Consider the following 14,408-nt stretch of genomic DNA (forward strand, 5'->3'; position numbering starts at 1 on the left):
CGGGCTCCTGACGCATAGTGAGCGTGATCCGCTCCGCGTCCAGACCTTCGAGGAGGTGCGAGTGCAGCTCACCGGCGATGCCGTTGAGGATCCGCCTCTCTCCCTCTACTCCATCCCCACGGCTTCACTCCCCTCCCAAGACGCCTCCACCAGAGGTCCCGTCGAGGAGGAGTGCGTCTCGTCTCGACATCTGCGAAAGGCTTTCGGATCATGCGACGGTACGTTCTCACGGGCACGCCAGGCGCGGGCAAGACTTCGATCCTGCGACGCCTGGCCGAGCTCGGCTACCCGGTTGTCGAGGAGGCGGCATCCGCGGTCATCGCACAAGCGCAGGATCAGGGCGAGGACGAGCCATGGACACGGGCGTCCTTCATCGACGAGATCGTCGCTCTGCAGCGACAGCGGCAGCTGGAGGCCGGCTTCACCGGCTCTGTCCAGGTGTTCGACCGGTCGCCGGTCTGCACCCACGCACTCGCCACCTACCTGGGGCGGCCGGTGTCCCGGGCGTTGGCCGCGGAGCTCGAACGGATCACCTCCATGGGGGTCTACGAGCGGCAAGTGCTCTTCGTTCGCAATCTGGGCTTCTGCGAGCCCACCGCGGCCCGCCGGATCAGTTTTGAGGAGTCGCTGGTCTTCGAAAAGATCCATGAACAGAGCTACCGCGCGTTCGGCTACGAGCTCATCGACATTCCCGCCGACGACCTGTCCCACCGCGTCGCCGCGGTCAGCTCAGTGATCTCCCGGGCCACGTTGTGAATGCCTCCTCGCCCGTCCCCATGAACGGTCACCCCGTCCCACCGACCATCAGTGGCCGGGCCGGACCCGTTCCACCCGCGTGGGGCCGGGCTTCTGGGCGACTGGACCGGTCGGGGTGGGCAAGTCGCCGCGAGGGTCAGTGGTCGGAGGTCCTCGGTGGTGGGACGGTGCCTTCGCGGGCGGGCGTCGGGAAGGTGAAGAACAGCAGGGTCGCCGCGGCTGCCGTCGTTGTGGACAGGGTCAGGGTGAGGGGGAGGGAGCGGGGGGACAGGGCGGCGGCCAGGGCCGCGCCCAGGGCGAAGGCGGTGATCTTCAGGCTGGCGCCGGTCGTGAAGACCTGGCCGCGCAGATGGCCCGGCGCCTCCGCGTGACGCACCGCGAACAGCGCCGTCAGGGCGGGTCCTTCGGCGACGCCCGTCAAGGCCGCGGCCACGACGAGCAGGGCCGGGCCGCCGGACGCGGGCAGGACGTGCAGCGCGGAGCCGCCGCCGGACGCGGGCAGGGACAGCGCGGCCAGGGCCGCCGCGGACGCCTGGATCAGGGGGGTGGTCCACAGGACCGTGTCGGGGGTGACGGCGCGCGGGAAACGGGCGAGCAGGGCGCTTGCCCCGAGGGCGGTGGCCGCCGCGCAGGACAGGAGGGCGGTGCCGCGGTCGGCCCCGCCGAGTACGCGTGCGCCCAGCTGCGGGAGACAGGCCGTCAGCATGCCCTGTGCGACGCAGCAGACGACCGAGGTGAGGGTGGCCCGGCCCAGCCGGTGGCCGGCGACGAGGGCCCGTATCCCGGCGGCGAGGTCGGCGGGCACGGAGGAGCCCCGCGGACTGTTGCCGGGCACGGAGACTCCCCGCAGGTCGTCGCCGGGCACGGACGCGTCCCGCGGGCCGCGTACCGCACCGGGACGGGCGGGCAGCAGCCACGCCGCGGGCACCGCGGCGCCGATCAGCGCCGCGGAGACCAGGACGGCCGTCGGCGCCCCCAGCACCGCCGCCGTGCCCCCGGCCAGGGCGGGTCCGGCCAGGCTCGCCGCGCCGAACGTCATGGCGTCGAGCGCGTTCGCCCGCAGCAGTCGGTCGGCCGGTACGACGCGGGGCAGTTGGGCGGTCCAGCCGCCGGACAGCGCCGGGCCCAGCAGTCCCGTGACCACCGCGAGCAGCACAGTGACGGCGAACGGGAGCCGGCCGAGCCCCAGGAGGACCAGGGTCAGGCCGGCCGCGTACAGCACGAGCGCCGTGGCCAGCAGGCGACCCGGCCGCACCGCCCGGTCCAGGAACGCGCCGAGCAGCGGCCCGCCGACCGCCGCGGCGACGGTGATGCCCGCGAGCAGTGCGGCCCCGGCGGCGGCCGATCCGGTGAGGGCGGGCCCCGCCAGCATCAGCGCGGGTCCCGACATCTCGTCCCCGGTACGGGCCACCAGCGCTCCGGCGTGATGGGACGCCGTTCTGCAGCGGTTCGAGCCGTGCGTCACGTAACGCTTTGTCATTGATGGGACGTTACGTAGGTAGCGTAAAACTCCGCAATGTGCGTTACATTCGGCCAGTGCCCGCCACCTCCGACGTGCCCGCCACCCCCGACGACTGGTCCACCCGGCACTCCGTGCTGACCACCGCGCGCCGCGCCGCCGCCCTGGTCAACGCGCTGAGCCCGGACGCCCCCACCCCTACCCCCGGCGTCGTTGCCGAGGTGCTCCGCGCCTACGGCGAGGTGGGTCCCCTCGACCTCACGCCCCGGGACGTCGACCTGATGCGCGTCGCCGCCGACCGACTGCGGGAGGTCTTCGCGGCCGAGGACACCGACGCCGCCGCCACCGCGCTCAACGGGCTGCTGCGCGCGCACACCGGACGGCTCCGGCTCGCCTCGCACAACGGCGGCACGCCCTGGCACCCGCACCTCGACCGCGATGACGACGCTTCCTGGGACGAGTGGTTCCTTGCCTCGTCCTGCCTGGCCCTGACCGTCCTTGTCTGGGACCGCCAGCGCCCGCCCGGCGCCGTTTGCGCGTCAGCCGCCTGCCACGACGTCTTCCTCACCCAGGGCAGCGGCCCGGAACGCCGCTACTGCTCCCGTCGCTGCGCGACCCGCGAGCGCGTCGCGGCCCACCGCGCCCGCGCCACTGCGGCGCCGGACGCAGCCGATCGGGCGACCGGCGGCCCCGGAGCCACCCGGAGTCCGCAGCGCGGGTGACGGAGATAGGAGATCTCACCGCGCACATCGTGCCGCCGACCGGCGCCGAGTCCGCGCCGCGTCCAGCAGTCCGAGCGCTTCTCCTACGACATGACGGCGCTCGACGACATGAGGTGCTCGACGACGTGACAACGCTCGACGACGTGACAATGCTCTACGACGTGATGGCGCTCCACGACATGGCAATCCTGCTGCGCGACCCTGCTGCATGAGGTGTACACGGGCGCCTGCTCGGGCCCCGCTCGGCTGACTCTCCGACAGCGGCCCCTGCCACGACCGGCCCAGCGCACCCCGTCTCCGGCCGGTTTCGCTCATGTAGCGGAACCGTCATGGAAGGGGCCCCACCATGGCCGGGAATGAGGCGGCCGGTTAGCGTGTTGCGCAGCACGGCTGGGGAAAGATCCTCCCCAGGTACTAGGGTCAATCTTTTGCCAACCTATTACTCTTGAGCCAAGGCCGCGCAGGGCGGCCATGGAGGAGTGAAATGAGGAGCAGCAACCCGGTCTTCTCGCGACGGGGGTTCAGCCGCGACAACGGCTACGCGGGCTTCAACACCGCGCCGCAGGCCGGGTACGCGCAGGGCAACCCCTACGCCCAAGCCGGCAATCCGTACGCGACGAACCCCTACGCCCAGCAGGACCAGCAGTACGGCGCCCCGCCGCAGGCCCCGGTCACCACCGACCGGATGACGATGGACGATGTCGTCCTGCGCTCGGCCACCACGCTCGGCGTGGTCGCCGTCGGTGCCGTCCTCGCCTGGGCCCTGCTTCCGGTCTCGTCCGGCAGTTTCGGTCTCGCGATCGGCTCCGCGCTGATCGCGATGGTCCTTGCGCTGGTGCAGAGCTTCAAGCGCACCCCGTCCCCCGCGCTGATCCTGGGATACGCCGCCTTCGAGGGCGTCTTCCTCGGTGTGATCAGCGAGATGTACAACAGCCAGTGGAGCGGCGCCCCGTTCCAGGCGGTGCTCGGCACCATGGCGGTCTCGGGCGCGACCCTGCTCGTCTACAAGGCCGGCTGGATCCGCGTCACCGCCCGCTACGCCCGCATCGGCCTCGTGATCGCGATGGCGTTCGTCGCGGTCATGGCGGTCAACCTGCTCCTGGTGGTCTTCGGTGTCGCCGAGGACGGCGGCCTGCGCAGCTTCGGCCCGCTCGGCGCGATCGTGGGCATCATCGCGATCCTGCTCGGCGCGTTCTTCCTGACCCTCGACTTCAAGCAGATCGAGGACGGCATCGCCTACGGCGCCCCGCGCAACGAGGCGTGGCTGGCCGCGTTCGGCCTCACCATGACCCTGGTGTGGATCTACGTGGAGATGCTGCGACTGGTGGCGATCTTCAGTAGCAGTGACTGATCGGCCGTAACGACCAGCCGTAACGACCAGCCGTAACGACCAGCCGTAACGACCGGCCGTAACGACCAGTCGGCTGTTCGGTACCAGCGCGAAGGGCCCCGGGTTTGTCCCGGGGCCCTTTTCGATGTTCCGATGTGCGCGCCTAGAGCAGTTTGCGCGCGGCCCTCCTCAAGTCGTACTCATGAACAAGCGCCTTGGCGTGGCCGTACGCGAGGTTGTGCTCCTGTCGGAGCCAGCTGACCTTCTCCTCGAAGCGGAAGAGAGCGGGGCCTTCCTCGACGGTGCGCAGCCAGTCGGATACTTCACGACCGGTGCAGTGCGGGATGCGGGCGAGCAGATTGCGATGGGTCTCTTCGGAGAAGACTTGGGACATCGGCGCCTCCGGACGCATTCGAAGCCGGTCCTTCACGTCACCGTGCCTGAGCGTTGGCGTGTTGGCAACACTCCAGGTGCGACGCGTTACGCTCACCGCGTGGTTGATACGACGCCCCTGACTCTTGCCGTGGATCACTTCGCCGACCGGTTGCGGGCCGCCCCGCAGAGCCGGTTGCAGCGCAACGCCGCCGCCGAGGCGCTGGGCCTGGCAAGGGAGTTGGCCGTGCGCGCGCAGCGGATCGAGGACCCTTCGGCGGAGCCGCGGGAGATGCCGGACGCCGGCATGTTCGCCGCCGCGGACCAGATCACCGTGGCCGGGCACGACCTGGCGCTCGTGCTGACGAGCGACGCCGAGGTGGTGGAGGCGGTGCGCCTGGTCGACGAGGCTCGGCAACGCGCGGGCGTGTGAGCCGACGCGCGGTAGCCGCCACTCCGGCTCTCGCCCGGAGGGCGCGGCTGTGGCACGGAGGGTGCGGCTGTCGCACGTACGCGTCGGCTCCGTGCGGCCGGGTGCGGCTTCTGCTGGAGAGGGTGGCCGCGACGAGTGGGCCTCGCTCCTGCCGGGTGTGGATGCTGCCGCTGAAGGGACGCGGGCGCCGACCTCAGAGTGCGCCCCGCTCCTGACGCGGTCTCGCTGGCCCCGGGGAGTCTCGCTTGCCCTCGGGGGGCCTCGTCTGCCCTCGGGAGCCTCACTCGCCCCTCGGGGACCTCACTCGCCCCTTGGAGGTCTCACTCGCCCCTCGGGAGGGGGTCGGCCTCGGCGGCGCTGCGGCTGGGGCGCCAGGGGGCCGGTCTCGGGGCCGCTCCGGCTGGGGCGCGCGGCCGGTTCAGCGGCTCCTGCTACAGGGATGCTCCGTGACTCCCGCCACAGGGACGACCCGTGGCTCCTGCCTACAAGAGATGCTCCGTGACTCCTGCTACAGAGACGCGATGACCCGGTCGGCCAGGATGTACACGTTCTCCTCGCCGCACGCGAAGGTCAGCGTGTACGCGCCCGAGATGCCCGAGCCGCCCAGCAGGACCGGGGCCACGCCGCAGCGCAGGAACGCCGCCAGCCGTTCCGCGGTCTCGCGGTGGCCCGGGGTCATGCACAGGGTCGTGCCGTCGGCGAACACATAGACGTCGAGGGTGCCGAGGGGGCCGGGGCGCACGTCGGTCAGTTCGACGCGGGACTCGGCGAGCTCTTCCAGCGTGGACACGGTGCGTTCGTGGTCGTTGACGACCGGTGAGTGCACCGGCACGAAGTCCGGATGTGAAGGGTGCCGACGGCGGGCCGCGGCCAGCTCCGGGGACTCACCGGAGAACTCGTCGGCGTCCGTCGTCGGCTCGGCCACGGACTCGATGACCGACTCGATGATCGGCTCCAGGCCCGCGAAATCGGCCTGCCGGGGCAGGAACGACTCGTTGTCGGCGAGGCCCAGCAGCGAGGGCGCGTCGGAGGCGTCCCGGGCCTCCTGGGCGGCCCAGAAGGCGCGCGCCTCGGCCAGCTCCCGCTCCCGTTCCTCGGCGAGCGCCTCGGCGACGGCGGCGCGTATCTGCTCGGTCTCGGTCGTGGTGCGGGCGCCGGGCAGCAGCGCGCGCGTGGCGGCTGCCTGGCTCTCCGCGAGCTGGGTGTGCAGGGCCGTGACCTGGCGACGCAGGACGAGAACGGTGCGCAGGACGGCGACGCCCACGGCGCCCGTGGCGGCCGTGGTGAGCAGCAGGGCGATCGGCATGGTGCTCACTGACGTACTCCCGGTTCAAAGTCGACCCCCGACTTCCTACATCAGCTTGAAGGGTGGACTAACCAGCTGTCAGTGCGTAACGTCACGAAACGGACAGGACTTTGGGCCTGGGGTTTAGCTCCATAACCGCTCTGACCTGCGGGATATCCCCCGGAAGGGAGATAGGTCACATCATGGGGGAGATTGGATCACAAATCGACCCGGCGTTCGGAACGCCCTGAACGCCGGGTCCGGTCCGTCACGTTGGGTCCCTCGGTGGTCACTGTGCGGGACCCCGGTGTGATCAGCTGAGGCGCTCGATGACCATCGCCATGCCCTGGCCGCCGCCGACACACATCGTCTCCAGGCCGAACTGCTTGTCGTGCCACTGGAGCGAGTTGATGAGCGTCCCGGTGATGCGGGCGCCGGTCATCCCGAAGGGGTGGCCGACCGCGATGGCGCCGCCGTTGACGTTCAGCCTGTCGAGGTCGATGCCCAGTTCGCGGTAGGAGGGGATCACCTGGGCGGCGAATGCCTCATTGATCTCGACCAGGTCGATGTCGTCGAGGGTGAGGCCGGCGCGGCGCAGCGCCTGCCGGGACGCCTCCACCGGGCCGAGGCCCATGATCTCGGGGGACAGCCCGGAGACGCCGGTCGACACAATCCGGGCGAGCGGGGTCAGACCCAGCTCGCGCGCCTTGGTGTCGGACATGATGACGACCGCGGCGGCGCCGTCGTTCAACGGGCAGCAGTTGCCGGCGGTGACGAGCCCGTCCGGGCGGAAGGCCGGCTTGAGGCCCTGCACGCCCTCCAGGGTCACACCCGCGCGCGGACCGTCGTCCTTGCTGATCACCGTGGAGTCGGGGAGCGTCACCGGGGTGATCTCGCGCTCCCAGAAGCCGTTCTTGATGGCCTCCTCGGCGAGGTTCTGTGAGCGGACGCCGAACTCGTCCATGTCCCGGCGGGTGATGCCCTTCCAGCGGGCCAGGTTCTCGGCGGTCTGGCCCATCGCGATATAGGCGTCGGGGACGAGGCCGTCCTCGCGCGGGTCGTGCCAGGTCGTGCCCTCCTGCTCGGTGACCGCGGCGGTGCGCGCCTCGGCCTCGGCGAAGACCGGGTTGTGGGTGTCCGGCCAGTTGTCGGAGTTGCCCTTGGCGAACCGCGAGACCATCTCGACACCGGCCGAGATGAAGACATCGCCCTCGCCGGCCTTGATGGCGTGCAGGGCCATCCGGCTGGTCTGCAGGGACGAGGAGCAGTAGCGGGTGATGGTGCAGCCCGGCAGGTGGTCCATGCCCATCAGTACGGCGACGATCCGGCCGAGGTTGTTGCCCTGCTCGCCGCCGGGCAGGCCGCAGCCGAGCATGAGGTCGTCGATGTCCTTCGGGTCCAGCTCGGGGACCTTCGCCAGGGCGGCCTGGATGATCGTGGCGGTGAGGTCGTCCGGGCGCAGTTCCTTCAGGGAGCCCTTGAAGGCGCGACCGATGGGGGAGCGGGCGGTCGAGACGATGACTGCTTCGGGCATCACGGCTCCATTGGCGTACGGATGGACAGGGCTGCTTGGGAAGCTACCTGTCCGTACGGTCACGGTCACCGGCGGCGCGGTGTGACACTGACCGCAGTTGTCCAAGCGCTTGCTTTCCCTTCCTTCCCTCCTTCCTTCCTCCCCCCTCCCTGCTTTCGGCTCCCGGTGTGGCGACGGCTTGCCTCACGAGGGCTGCGCGGTGGGCGCGGTGGGCGCGGACGTCGGTTCCGGCTCGCTGACCCGGCGCCTGCGCCGCCGCTTCAGCAGCGCCCACGGCCCCCGCGGACCCGTCGGCATCGCCGCCGTGACCTCGGTGCCCGCCTCGGACGCCGCCTCCGCCGCCGCACGGGCCACCGGCAGGAAGCCCTCGCGCCGCGACACATCCGGGCGTTCCTCGTCCGCCGGCCACAGGCCGAGGGTCGCGCACACCGTCGGCAGCAACGCCATCGCGGCCGTGGCGTAGCCCTCCGCGGACGGGTGGTAGTTGTCCGGGCCGAACAGCTCGCGCGGGTTCGCGGCGAACTCGGGGCCGAGCAGATCGCCGAGCGACACCGTGCGGCCCCCCTGCTCCACCACCCCGATCGTCTGGGCCGCCGCCAGTTGCCGCGAGGCCCGGCGCGCCAGCCAGCGCAGCGGTTGCTGCACCGGCTCGATGGTGCCCAGGTCGGGGCAGGTGCCCACGACGACCTCGGCGCCGGCCGTGCGCAGCCGCCGCACCGCCGCCGACAGATGTCTGACCGAACGCGTCGGCGGCATCCGGTTGGTCACGTCGTTCGCGCCGATCATGATCACGCAGACATCCGGGACGGGCACGCCCGCGGACACCACCAGGGCCACCTGACGGTCCAGATCGTCGGACTGGGCCCCCGACAGTGCCACGTTGCGCAGCTCCACCGGACGTTCCGCCACCGCCGCGAGACCGGACGCCAGCAGCGCGCCCGGCGTCTGGCCCGCCCGGTGCACGCCCTGGCCCGCCGCCGTGGAGTCCCCGAGCAAGGCCAGCCGAAGGGGTGGCTCGCCGGGCACGTCATAGCCACGGCCGTACCGTCCCTCCGCCGACGGGACCCGGTCGCCGGTGCCGTTGCCCACCTGGCGCTTGGCCAGCTGCACCTCGGCCAGCAGCAGGCCGACGGCGGCCGCGCCGACCAGTCCGACCCCGCCGCCGCCGAATGCCGCGCCGGCCGCGATCCGCCGGGCCACCCTCGCCCTCGACATGCTCGTCATGCGTCGCCGCCACCTCCTCGTAGCCCTACATCCACTCCTTGCCCCGTACCGCCCGTCGGCCAATCTCAACAGCGAGTGAACGGCCGCCCGGCCGGTTGCCGCTGGCTTTAGGCTGACGGCACCTACTACAACCACTCTTTGTGCAAGCGACCGGAGACAACGGTGCGATTCCACGACTCGATGATCAGCCTCGTCGGCAACACCCCGCTGCTGAGGCTCAACAGCGTGACCAAGGGCATTTCGGCGACCGTCCTGGCCAAGGTGGAGTACTTCAACCCGGGCGGGAGCGTGAAGGACCGCATCGCCCTGCGCATGATCGAGGCCGCCGAGCAGAGCGGGGAGCTGAAGCCCGGTGGCACGATCGTCGAGCCGACCAGCGGGAACACCGGCGTGGGCCTGGCGATCGTGGCCCAGCAGAAGGGCTACCGGTGCATCTTCGTGTGCCCGGACAAGGTGAGCACGGACAAGATCAACGTGCTGCGGGCGTACGGGGCCGAGGTGGTCGTCTGCCCGACCGCCGTGGCGCCCGAGCACCCGGACTCCTACTACAACGTCTCCGACCGGCTGGTGCGCGAGACCCCCGGGGCCTGGAAGCCGGACCAGTACTCCAACCCCAACAACCCGCTCTCCCACTATCACTCGACCGGGCCCGAGCTGTGGGAGCAGACCGACGGCCGGATCACCCACTTCGTGGCGGGCGTCGGCACCGGCGGCACCATCTCCGGCACCGGCCGCTATCTGAAGGACGCCAGCGACGGCCGGGTCAAGGTGATCGGCGCCGACCCGGAGGGCTCCGTCTACTCCGGCGGCTCCGGGCGGCCGTACCTGGTCGAGGGCGTCGGTGAGGACTTCTGGCCGACCGCCTACGACCGGACCGTCGCCGACGAGATCATCGCCGTGTCCGACAAGGACTCCTTCCAGATGACCCGTCGGCTCGCGCGGGAGGAGGGCCTGCTGGTGGGCGGCTCCTGCGGCATGGCGGTGGTGGCCGCGCTGCGGGTCGCCGAGCGGCTGGGCCCCGACGACATCGTGGTCGTCCTCCTGCCCGACAGCGGCCGCGGCTACCTCAGCAAGATCTTCAACGACGAGTGGATGGCCGACTACGGCTTCCTGGAGGACGAGGGCCCGAGCGCCCGCGTCGGCGACGTCCTCAACGACAAGGTGGGCGGCCACATTCCGTCCCTCGTCCATATGCACCCGGACGAGACCGTCGGCCAGGCCATCGAGGTGCTGCGCGAGTACGGCGTCTCGCAGATGCCCGTCGTGAAGCCGGGCGCCGGCCACCCCGATGTGATGGCCGCCGAGGTCGTGGGCTCGGTGGTGGAACGGGAGCTGCTCGACGCCCTGTTCAGCAAGCGGGCCTCGCTGGAGGATCCGCTGGAGAAGCACATGTGCGCCCCGCTGCCCCAGGTCGGCTCCGGCGAGCCGGTCGCCGACCTGATGTCGGTGCTCGGCGCGGCGGACGCGGCGATCGTGCTCGTCGAGGGCAAGCCGACCGGCGTGGTCAGCCGGCAGGACCTGCTGGCCTTTCTCGCCAAGGGCGGAAAGCAGTAGCGAATGTCCGGTGAACCGCCGGCGTCCGCGGCGAACTTGCGGTGTCCGGCGGCTTCGCAGCCGTTTCGCAAGTGGTACGAGCGCGTCATGTGCGCGCAGCACCCGCTTAACACGCGTCCGGCACATTGGTGGATGTCGGCAGGGCGGGAGCGGCTCCCCGCCCCGGCCGACGCCGAACGGCGCCACGGACCTCCGGAGCGGCTCCCGGACCTCCATGGACGCCACGGACGCGCAAGCCCGGCCCTGACCCGGCCCGCGTCCCTCGCGGGGACCGCCGTCGTCCCGCCCCCCGGCAACGGGGGTGCGGCGGTCCCCGCCACATCTTTCTTCCGGCGTGACCGGTGCGCTTCTTTCTTGTCCTGCTTGCGGCGTGCCGGGTGTGCTTGCGTATCGTCGCGAGTGCGCTGCGTGCCCCGTTCCACTTTCGTCCCGGCCGGGCGCGTGGACCGGTCGGTCGTCAGTCCTCCCAGATGTCGTCCCCGGAGGACGAGCCCGAGCGGCGGCTCAGCCGGCCGAACAGGCCCGGGGTGGTGCGCGCCGCCTGGACCGTGTTGACGCCGACGATGCCCACCCAGGTGACAATCAGACCGGGCAGCTGTCCGACGGCGCCGCCGATCGCCGACAGCGGGACCGCCAGCACCAGCGAGACGATGCCGAAGCCGAACCGCTCCCCCCAGGAGTCGGTCGGCTTCGGGGACCGGGTGCCACGCGCGACCTGCATCTGCTGCTCGGCGAGCTGTCTGCGCATCCGGCGCTCCACCGCGCCGTCGATGCGCTGGTCGACCTTCTCCAGGAACGAGTCGACCAGCGCGGACTCGTAGTCCTCACCGAGTTCCCGGCGCGCCTGCAGGGTGGCGTCGAGTTCCTTCTTCAGCTCGGCGTCTCGCGCCTCGATTCCGGTCATACGGGCCACGGTAGGGGGCCGGGTCGTCCGCCGCACGGGGGCTAGCCCCCCTCTTGGCGTCGGGGCGGCAGAGCCCCAGGCGGTGTGGGTGCGCAGGGTGGGCGGTCGGCCGGGACGGTCGTGCCGCTCGCGAACGACCGCGAACTGGATCATGCGATGTCCCTTGTCCGGCTGTATAACGTCATGCAGAGTTCTTGATGTCTGAATAGGTCGACTCGGATCATGATCCTCGACGGGGTCGGCCTCCGCGTCGAGGACGCCGTACACAGAGGACGCCGTACACAGAGGACGTCGTGCACAGAGGACGTCGTACACATCTGGAGGGGGAGCACGTGATGAGCGTGACCGACAGCCCTGCGACCCGGCTGCAGGCGCTCTTCGAGGGGCACCGGCTCACGCCGACCCAGCGGCGCATCGCGCACAGCATGGTGCGGCGGGCCGCCGACGTGCCGTTCCTGTCCAGCGTGGAGCTGGCCGAACTGGCCGGGGTCAGCCAGCCGTCCGTGACTCGGTTCGCGGTTGCCCTGGGCTTCGACGGCTACCCCGCCCTGCGCAGGCACCTGCGCGATGTCGTGCCCGCCGAATCGGCCCCGGACGCGGCCTCCTGCAACGAGTACCAGCAGGCCGTCGAGGCCGAGATCGAGAACCTGCGGCAGCTGGCGGAGGCCCTCGCCGACCCGCGGCCGGTGCAGCGGGCCGGCCGCCTCCTGGCCGCCTCCCGGCCGCTGCCGGTCCTCGGGCTGCGTGCCGCAGCCGCGCAGGCGTACGGCTTCGCCTACTTCGCCGCCAAGGTGCACCCGGACGTCCGGCTGCTCAACGAGGGCGGCACCATGATCCACGACCGGGTCGACGCAGCTGTCCGGGCGGGCGCGAGCGCGCTGCTGTGCTTCGCCCTGCCACGGCATCCGCGCGAGGTCGTGGACACCCTGGCGTATGCCAAGGACGCCGGGCTGACCGTGGTCACCGTCGCCGACTCGGCGTTCGCGCCCGTCGCCCGCCACTGCGACCTGCTGCTGCCCGCCGCCGTCGGCACGGGGCTCGCCTTCGACACCGCGTGCGCGCCGATGCTGCTGGGGCGGGTGCTGCTGGAGGCGATGTGCGACGACCTGCCGGACGCCCAGGCAAGGCTGGAGGAGTTCGACACGAAGGCGGCCGCACGCGGGCTGTTCGTCGAGTGACCTGTCGCTCTCAGACTGGTCTCACGTTGTCCCGTTACCGTGCCTGCGCGCAGGTACTGGCAGGCACCAGAAGGAGCCGGGAGACGGGAGGCCGGACGTGGCACGCGGAGGACAGGGGCTGGCCCGGGTGGCCGTCGTGGTGCGGGCCGGTGCGGCACCGCTGTGGTGGCTCGGGGTGTTCGCGGCCGGTGTCGGCGTGCTTCCGCCGGGTGTGACCGGGCGCCGGATCGGGGTGCTCGGCGGGGCCGCGCTGTTCATCGTCGGCGCCGCCGTCGTGGCGTTCGCCCGGCGGCGGCGCTATACGGCTCTCGCCGCCGGAGCGGCCCGCGCGGGCAAGCACGATGTGCTCCAGGACCGGGCGGTGACGGTCCGCAACTGGCGCCGCGGCCACCGCTGGTGGCTGCTGCTCGCCTTCCTCGTCGCGCTCGGCGGCTCGTTCGCCGTGCCCGCGGCCGGCGGCATGCTGCTGGCCGGGACCGGTGCCGGGCTGCGGCTCAAGGCCGCCTGGCTCGGGCGGCACGAACGGGTCGGGGATGCGCTGCTGTGGGTGCGGGTCGACTGGCTCGACCGGCGCGGCGGCCGCCCGGCGGGACAGGCGGTCAAGGCGTACCGCGGCACGGGCATCGCGGCGGGCGACGCGGCCCCGGGGGGGTCGCGCCGCCGCACCGCGGCACTCGTCTGACCTGGGATGGCCTGGCCTGACCTGACCTGACCTGGCTCGGCCCGGCCTCGCCTCAGACCTCCAGATCCTGCTCGATCTTCTTCAGCTGGTGCCGGGCCATCGCGAGGTTGGCCCGGTCGGAGTCCAGGACCAGATACAGGAACAGGCCGTTGCCGCCCCGCCCCTTGAGCAGTCGGACCAGGTGGTACTGGTTGGTCAGCGTGATCAGGATGTCCTCGATCTCGCTCTTCAGGCCGAGGTGCTCCATGGTGCGCATCTTGGCCCGGATGACATCGGTGTTCCCGGCGGCGGCCACGTTCAGATCGAAGGTCTTGCTGCCGCCCAGCGTGCCCAGCGCCATCCCGCTGGTGTAGTCGACGAGCGCGACGCCGGTGGCGCCCTCGATGGAGGTGATCGCTTCTTTCAGCGCGGTTTCGGTGTTGGCCATGGCGGTCGTTCCTTTCGTCAACTGTCGGTTGCGGTGCGTGCCTCGGTCATGGCGGTGCCCTGGGCGCGCGTGGTTCTGGTACGTGCGGCGGCGCTGCGGCCCGCCGCCGGTTTCCCGGCCCGCTCCGCCGCGGTGCTCTCCCTGGCGCTCTCCGCGGCGTCGACCAGCTCGCCGATCCGGGCGGCGGCCCGGCGCCCCTCCAGGTGCAGTCGGCCGACGTTGATCCGGTCCTGGGTGAGCAGCGTGAGGACCGCTGTGCGGCCCGCCGCGTAGGTGGCGACATAGCCGCCGGAACCGCGGACGAGTAATTCCCGCAGGCCGCCCTGGCCGGTCGCGTCGGCGAGCCGCACGGCGACGCCGAGCGCGGCGGCGGTGAGCGCGGCGAGGCCCTCCGGGTCGACCCCGGGGGTGTCCTCGGCGACCACGAGACCGTCGACGCCGGCCGCGAGGGCGCCGGTGAGCTGGGGGACGCGGGTGCGCAGTCGGCGCAGTTCGTCGAGGATGTCCGATTCGGCCGCCATCAGGTGTCTCCTCTCGGCGGGACGGTG

Annotated in this window: 16 protein-coding genes; 8 read left to right on the forward strand and 8 right to left on the reverse strand. The window is 71.6% G+C overall.

Features of this window, described 5'->3' with window-relative positions:
• The first annotated feature begins 210 nt into the window (after positions 1 to 210).
• Positions 211 to 756 carry an ATP/GTP-binding protein gene (locus ACWEKM_RS16950; RefSeq protein WP_451621953.1) on the forward strand — a complete coding sequence of 182 codons (546 nt, stop codon included), beginning with the start codon at positions 211 to 213 and terminating at the stop codon, positions 754 to 756.
• Between the two features lie 136 nt (positions 757 to 892).
• Here the strand turns inward: ACWEKM_RS16950 and ACWEKM_RS16955 are convergent, their stop codons facing one another.
• Positions 893 to 2,236, reverse strand: coding sequence for an MFS transporter (locus tag ACWEKM_RS16955; protein ID WP_451621954.1), 1,344 nt, complete (start codon positions 2,234 to 2,236; stop codon positions 893 to 895).
• Between the two features lie 38 nt (positions 2,237 to 2,274).
• Here ACWEKM_RS16955 and ACWEKM_RS16960 point away from each other — a divergent pair, with 38 nt between their 5' ends.
• From ACWEKM_RS16960 to ACWEKM_RS16970, 3 genes are all read left to right on the forward strand, one after another.
• Positions 2,275 to 2,937, forward strand: a complete 663-nt coding sequence (locus tag ACWEKM_RS16960) for a CGNR zinc finger domain-containing protein (RefSeq protein WP_451621955.1) — start codon at positions 2,275 to 2,277, stop codon at positions 2,935 to 2,937.
• Entirely contained in the window at positions 2,934 to 3,149 is a 216-nt protein-coding gene (locus ACWEKM_RS16965) for a hypothetical protein (RefSeq protein ID WP_451621956.1), read from the forward strand. Before ACWEKM_RS16960 ends, ACWEKM_RS16965 begins: the two co-directional genes overlap by 4 nt.
• Positions 3,150 to 3,421: 272 nt before the next feature.
• A complete protein-coding gene (locus ACWEKM_RS16970; protein WP_451621957.1) occupies positions 3,422 to 4,288 on the forward strand; it encodes a Bax inhibitor-1/YccA family protein in 867 nt (288 codons plus the stop codon).
• Between the two features lie 142 nt (positions 4,289 to 4,430).
• On the opposite strand, the gene ACWEKM_RS16975 is transcribed toward ACWEKM_RS16970, so the two are convergent.
• On the reverse strand, positions 4,431 to 4,661 hold the full coding sequence (locus ACWEKM_RS16975) for a DUF4287 domain-containing protein (RefSeq protein WP_121890605.1): 231 nt from the start codon (positions 4,659 to 4,661) through the stop codon (positions 4,431 to 4,433).
• Between the two features lie 99 nt (positions 4,662 to 4,760).
• Between ACWEKM_RS16975 and ACWEKM_RS16980 the strand changes: the two genes are divergently transcribed.
• Positions 4,761 to 5,072, forward strand: coding sequence for a hypothetical protein (locus ACWEKM_RS16980; protein ID WP_451621958.1), 312 nt, complete (start codon positions 4,761 to 4,763; stop codon positions 5,070 to 5,072).
• A gap of 508 nt (positions 5,073 to 5,580) precedes the next feature.
• Here ACWEKM_RS16980 and ACWEKM_RS16985 read toward each other — a convergent pair.
• The 3 genes from ACWEKM_RS16985 to ACWEKM_RS16995 form a co-directional block, all read right to left on the reverse strand.
• Positions 5,581 to 6,378 carry a hypothetical protein gene (locus ACWEKM_RS16985; protein WP_451621999.1) on the reverse strand — a complete coding sequence of 266 codons (798 nt, stop codon included), beginning with the start codon at positions 6,376 to 6,378 and terminating at the stop codon, positions 5,581 to 5,583.
• A gap of 292 nt (positions 6,379 to 6,670) precedes the next feature.
• Complete coding sequence (locus tag ACWEKM_RS16990; protein ID WP_451621959.1) at positions 6,671 to 7,891, reverse strand: acetyl-CoA C-acetyltransferase; 1,221 nt, start codon at positions 7,889 to 7,891, stop codon at positions 6,671 to 6,673.
• A gap of 183 nt (positions 7,892 to 8,074) precedes the next feature.
• Positions 8,075 to 9,115, reverse strand: coding sequence for an SGNH/GDSL hydrolase family protein (locus tag ACWEKM_RS16995; RefSeq protein ID WP_451621960.1), 1,041 nt, complete (start codon positions 9,113 to 9,115; stop codon positions 8,075 to 8,077).
• A gap of 162 nt (positions 9,116 to 9,277) precedes the next feature.
• Between ACWEKM_RS16995 and ACWEKM_RS17000 the strand changes: the two genes are divergently transcribed.
• Complete coding sequence (locus tag ACWEKM_RS17000; RefSeq protein ID WP_451621961.1) at positions 9,278 to 10,669, forward strand: cystathionine beta-synthase; 1,392 nt, start codon at positions 9,278 to 9,280, stop codon at positions 10,667 to 10,669.
• Positions 10,670 to 11,126: 457 nt separating this feature from the next.
• On the opposite strand, the gene ACWEKM_RS17005 is transcribed toward ACWEKM_RS17000, so the two are convergent.
• Positions 11,127 to 11,573, reverse strand: coding sequence for a hypothetical protein (locus ACWEKM_RS17005; protein WP_451621962.1), 447 nt, complete (start codon positions 11,571 to 11,573; stop codon positions 11,127 to 11,129).
• A 335-nt stretch (positions 11,574 to 11,908) separates the two neighbouring features.
• Here ACWEKM_RS17005 and ACWEKM_RS17010 point away from each other — a divergent pair, with 335 nt between their 5' ends.
• Entirely contained in the window at positions 11,909 to 12,751 is an 843-nt protein-coding gene (locus ACWEKM_RS17010; RefSeq protein WP_451621963.1) for a MurR/RpiR family transcriptional regulator, read from the forward strand.
• A 97-nt stretch (positions 12,752 to 12,848) separates the two neighbouring features.
• A complete protein-coding gene (locus tag ACWEKM_RS17015; protein WP_451621964.1) occupies positions 12,849 to 13,433 on the forward strand; it encodes a hypothetical protein in 585 nt (194 codons plus the stop codon).
• A 52-nt stretch (positions 13,434 to 13,485) separates the two neighbouring features.
• Here ACWEKM_RS17015 and ACWEKM_RS17020 read toward each other — a convergent pair whose 3' ends face one another.
• Both ACWEKM_RS17020 and ACWEKM_RS17025 read right to left on the reverse strand, forming a co-directional pair.
• Entirely contained in the window at positions 13,486 to 13,860 is a 375-nt protein-coding gene (locus tag ACWEKM_RS17020; RefSeq protein ID WP_451621965.1) for a hypothetical protein, read from the reverse strand.
• Positions 13,861 to 13,877: 17 nt separating this feature from the next.
• Positions 13,878 to 14,381, reverse strand: a complete 504-nt coding sequence (locus ACWEKM_RS17025) for a roadblock/LC7 domain-containing protein (RefSeq protein WP_451621966.1) — start codon at positions 14,379 to 14,381, stop codon at positions 13,878 to 13,880.
• Positions 14,382 to 14,408 lie beyond the last annotated feature (27 nt).

The organism is Streptomyces sp. NPDC004752, from assembly GCF_053601275.1.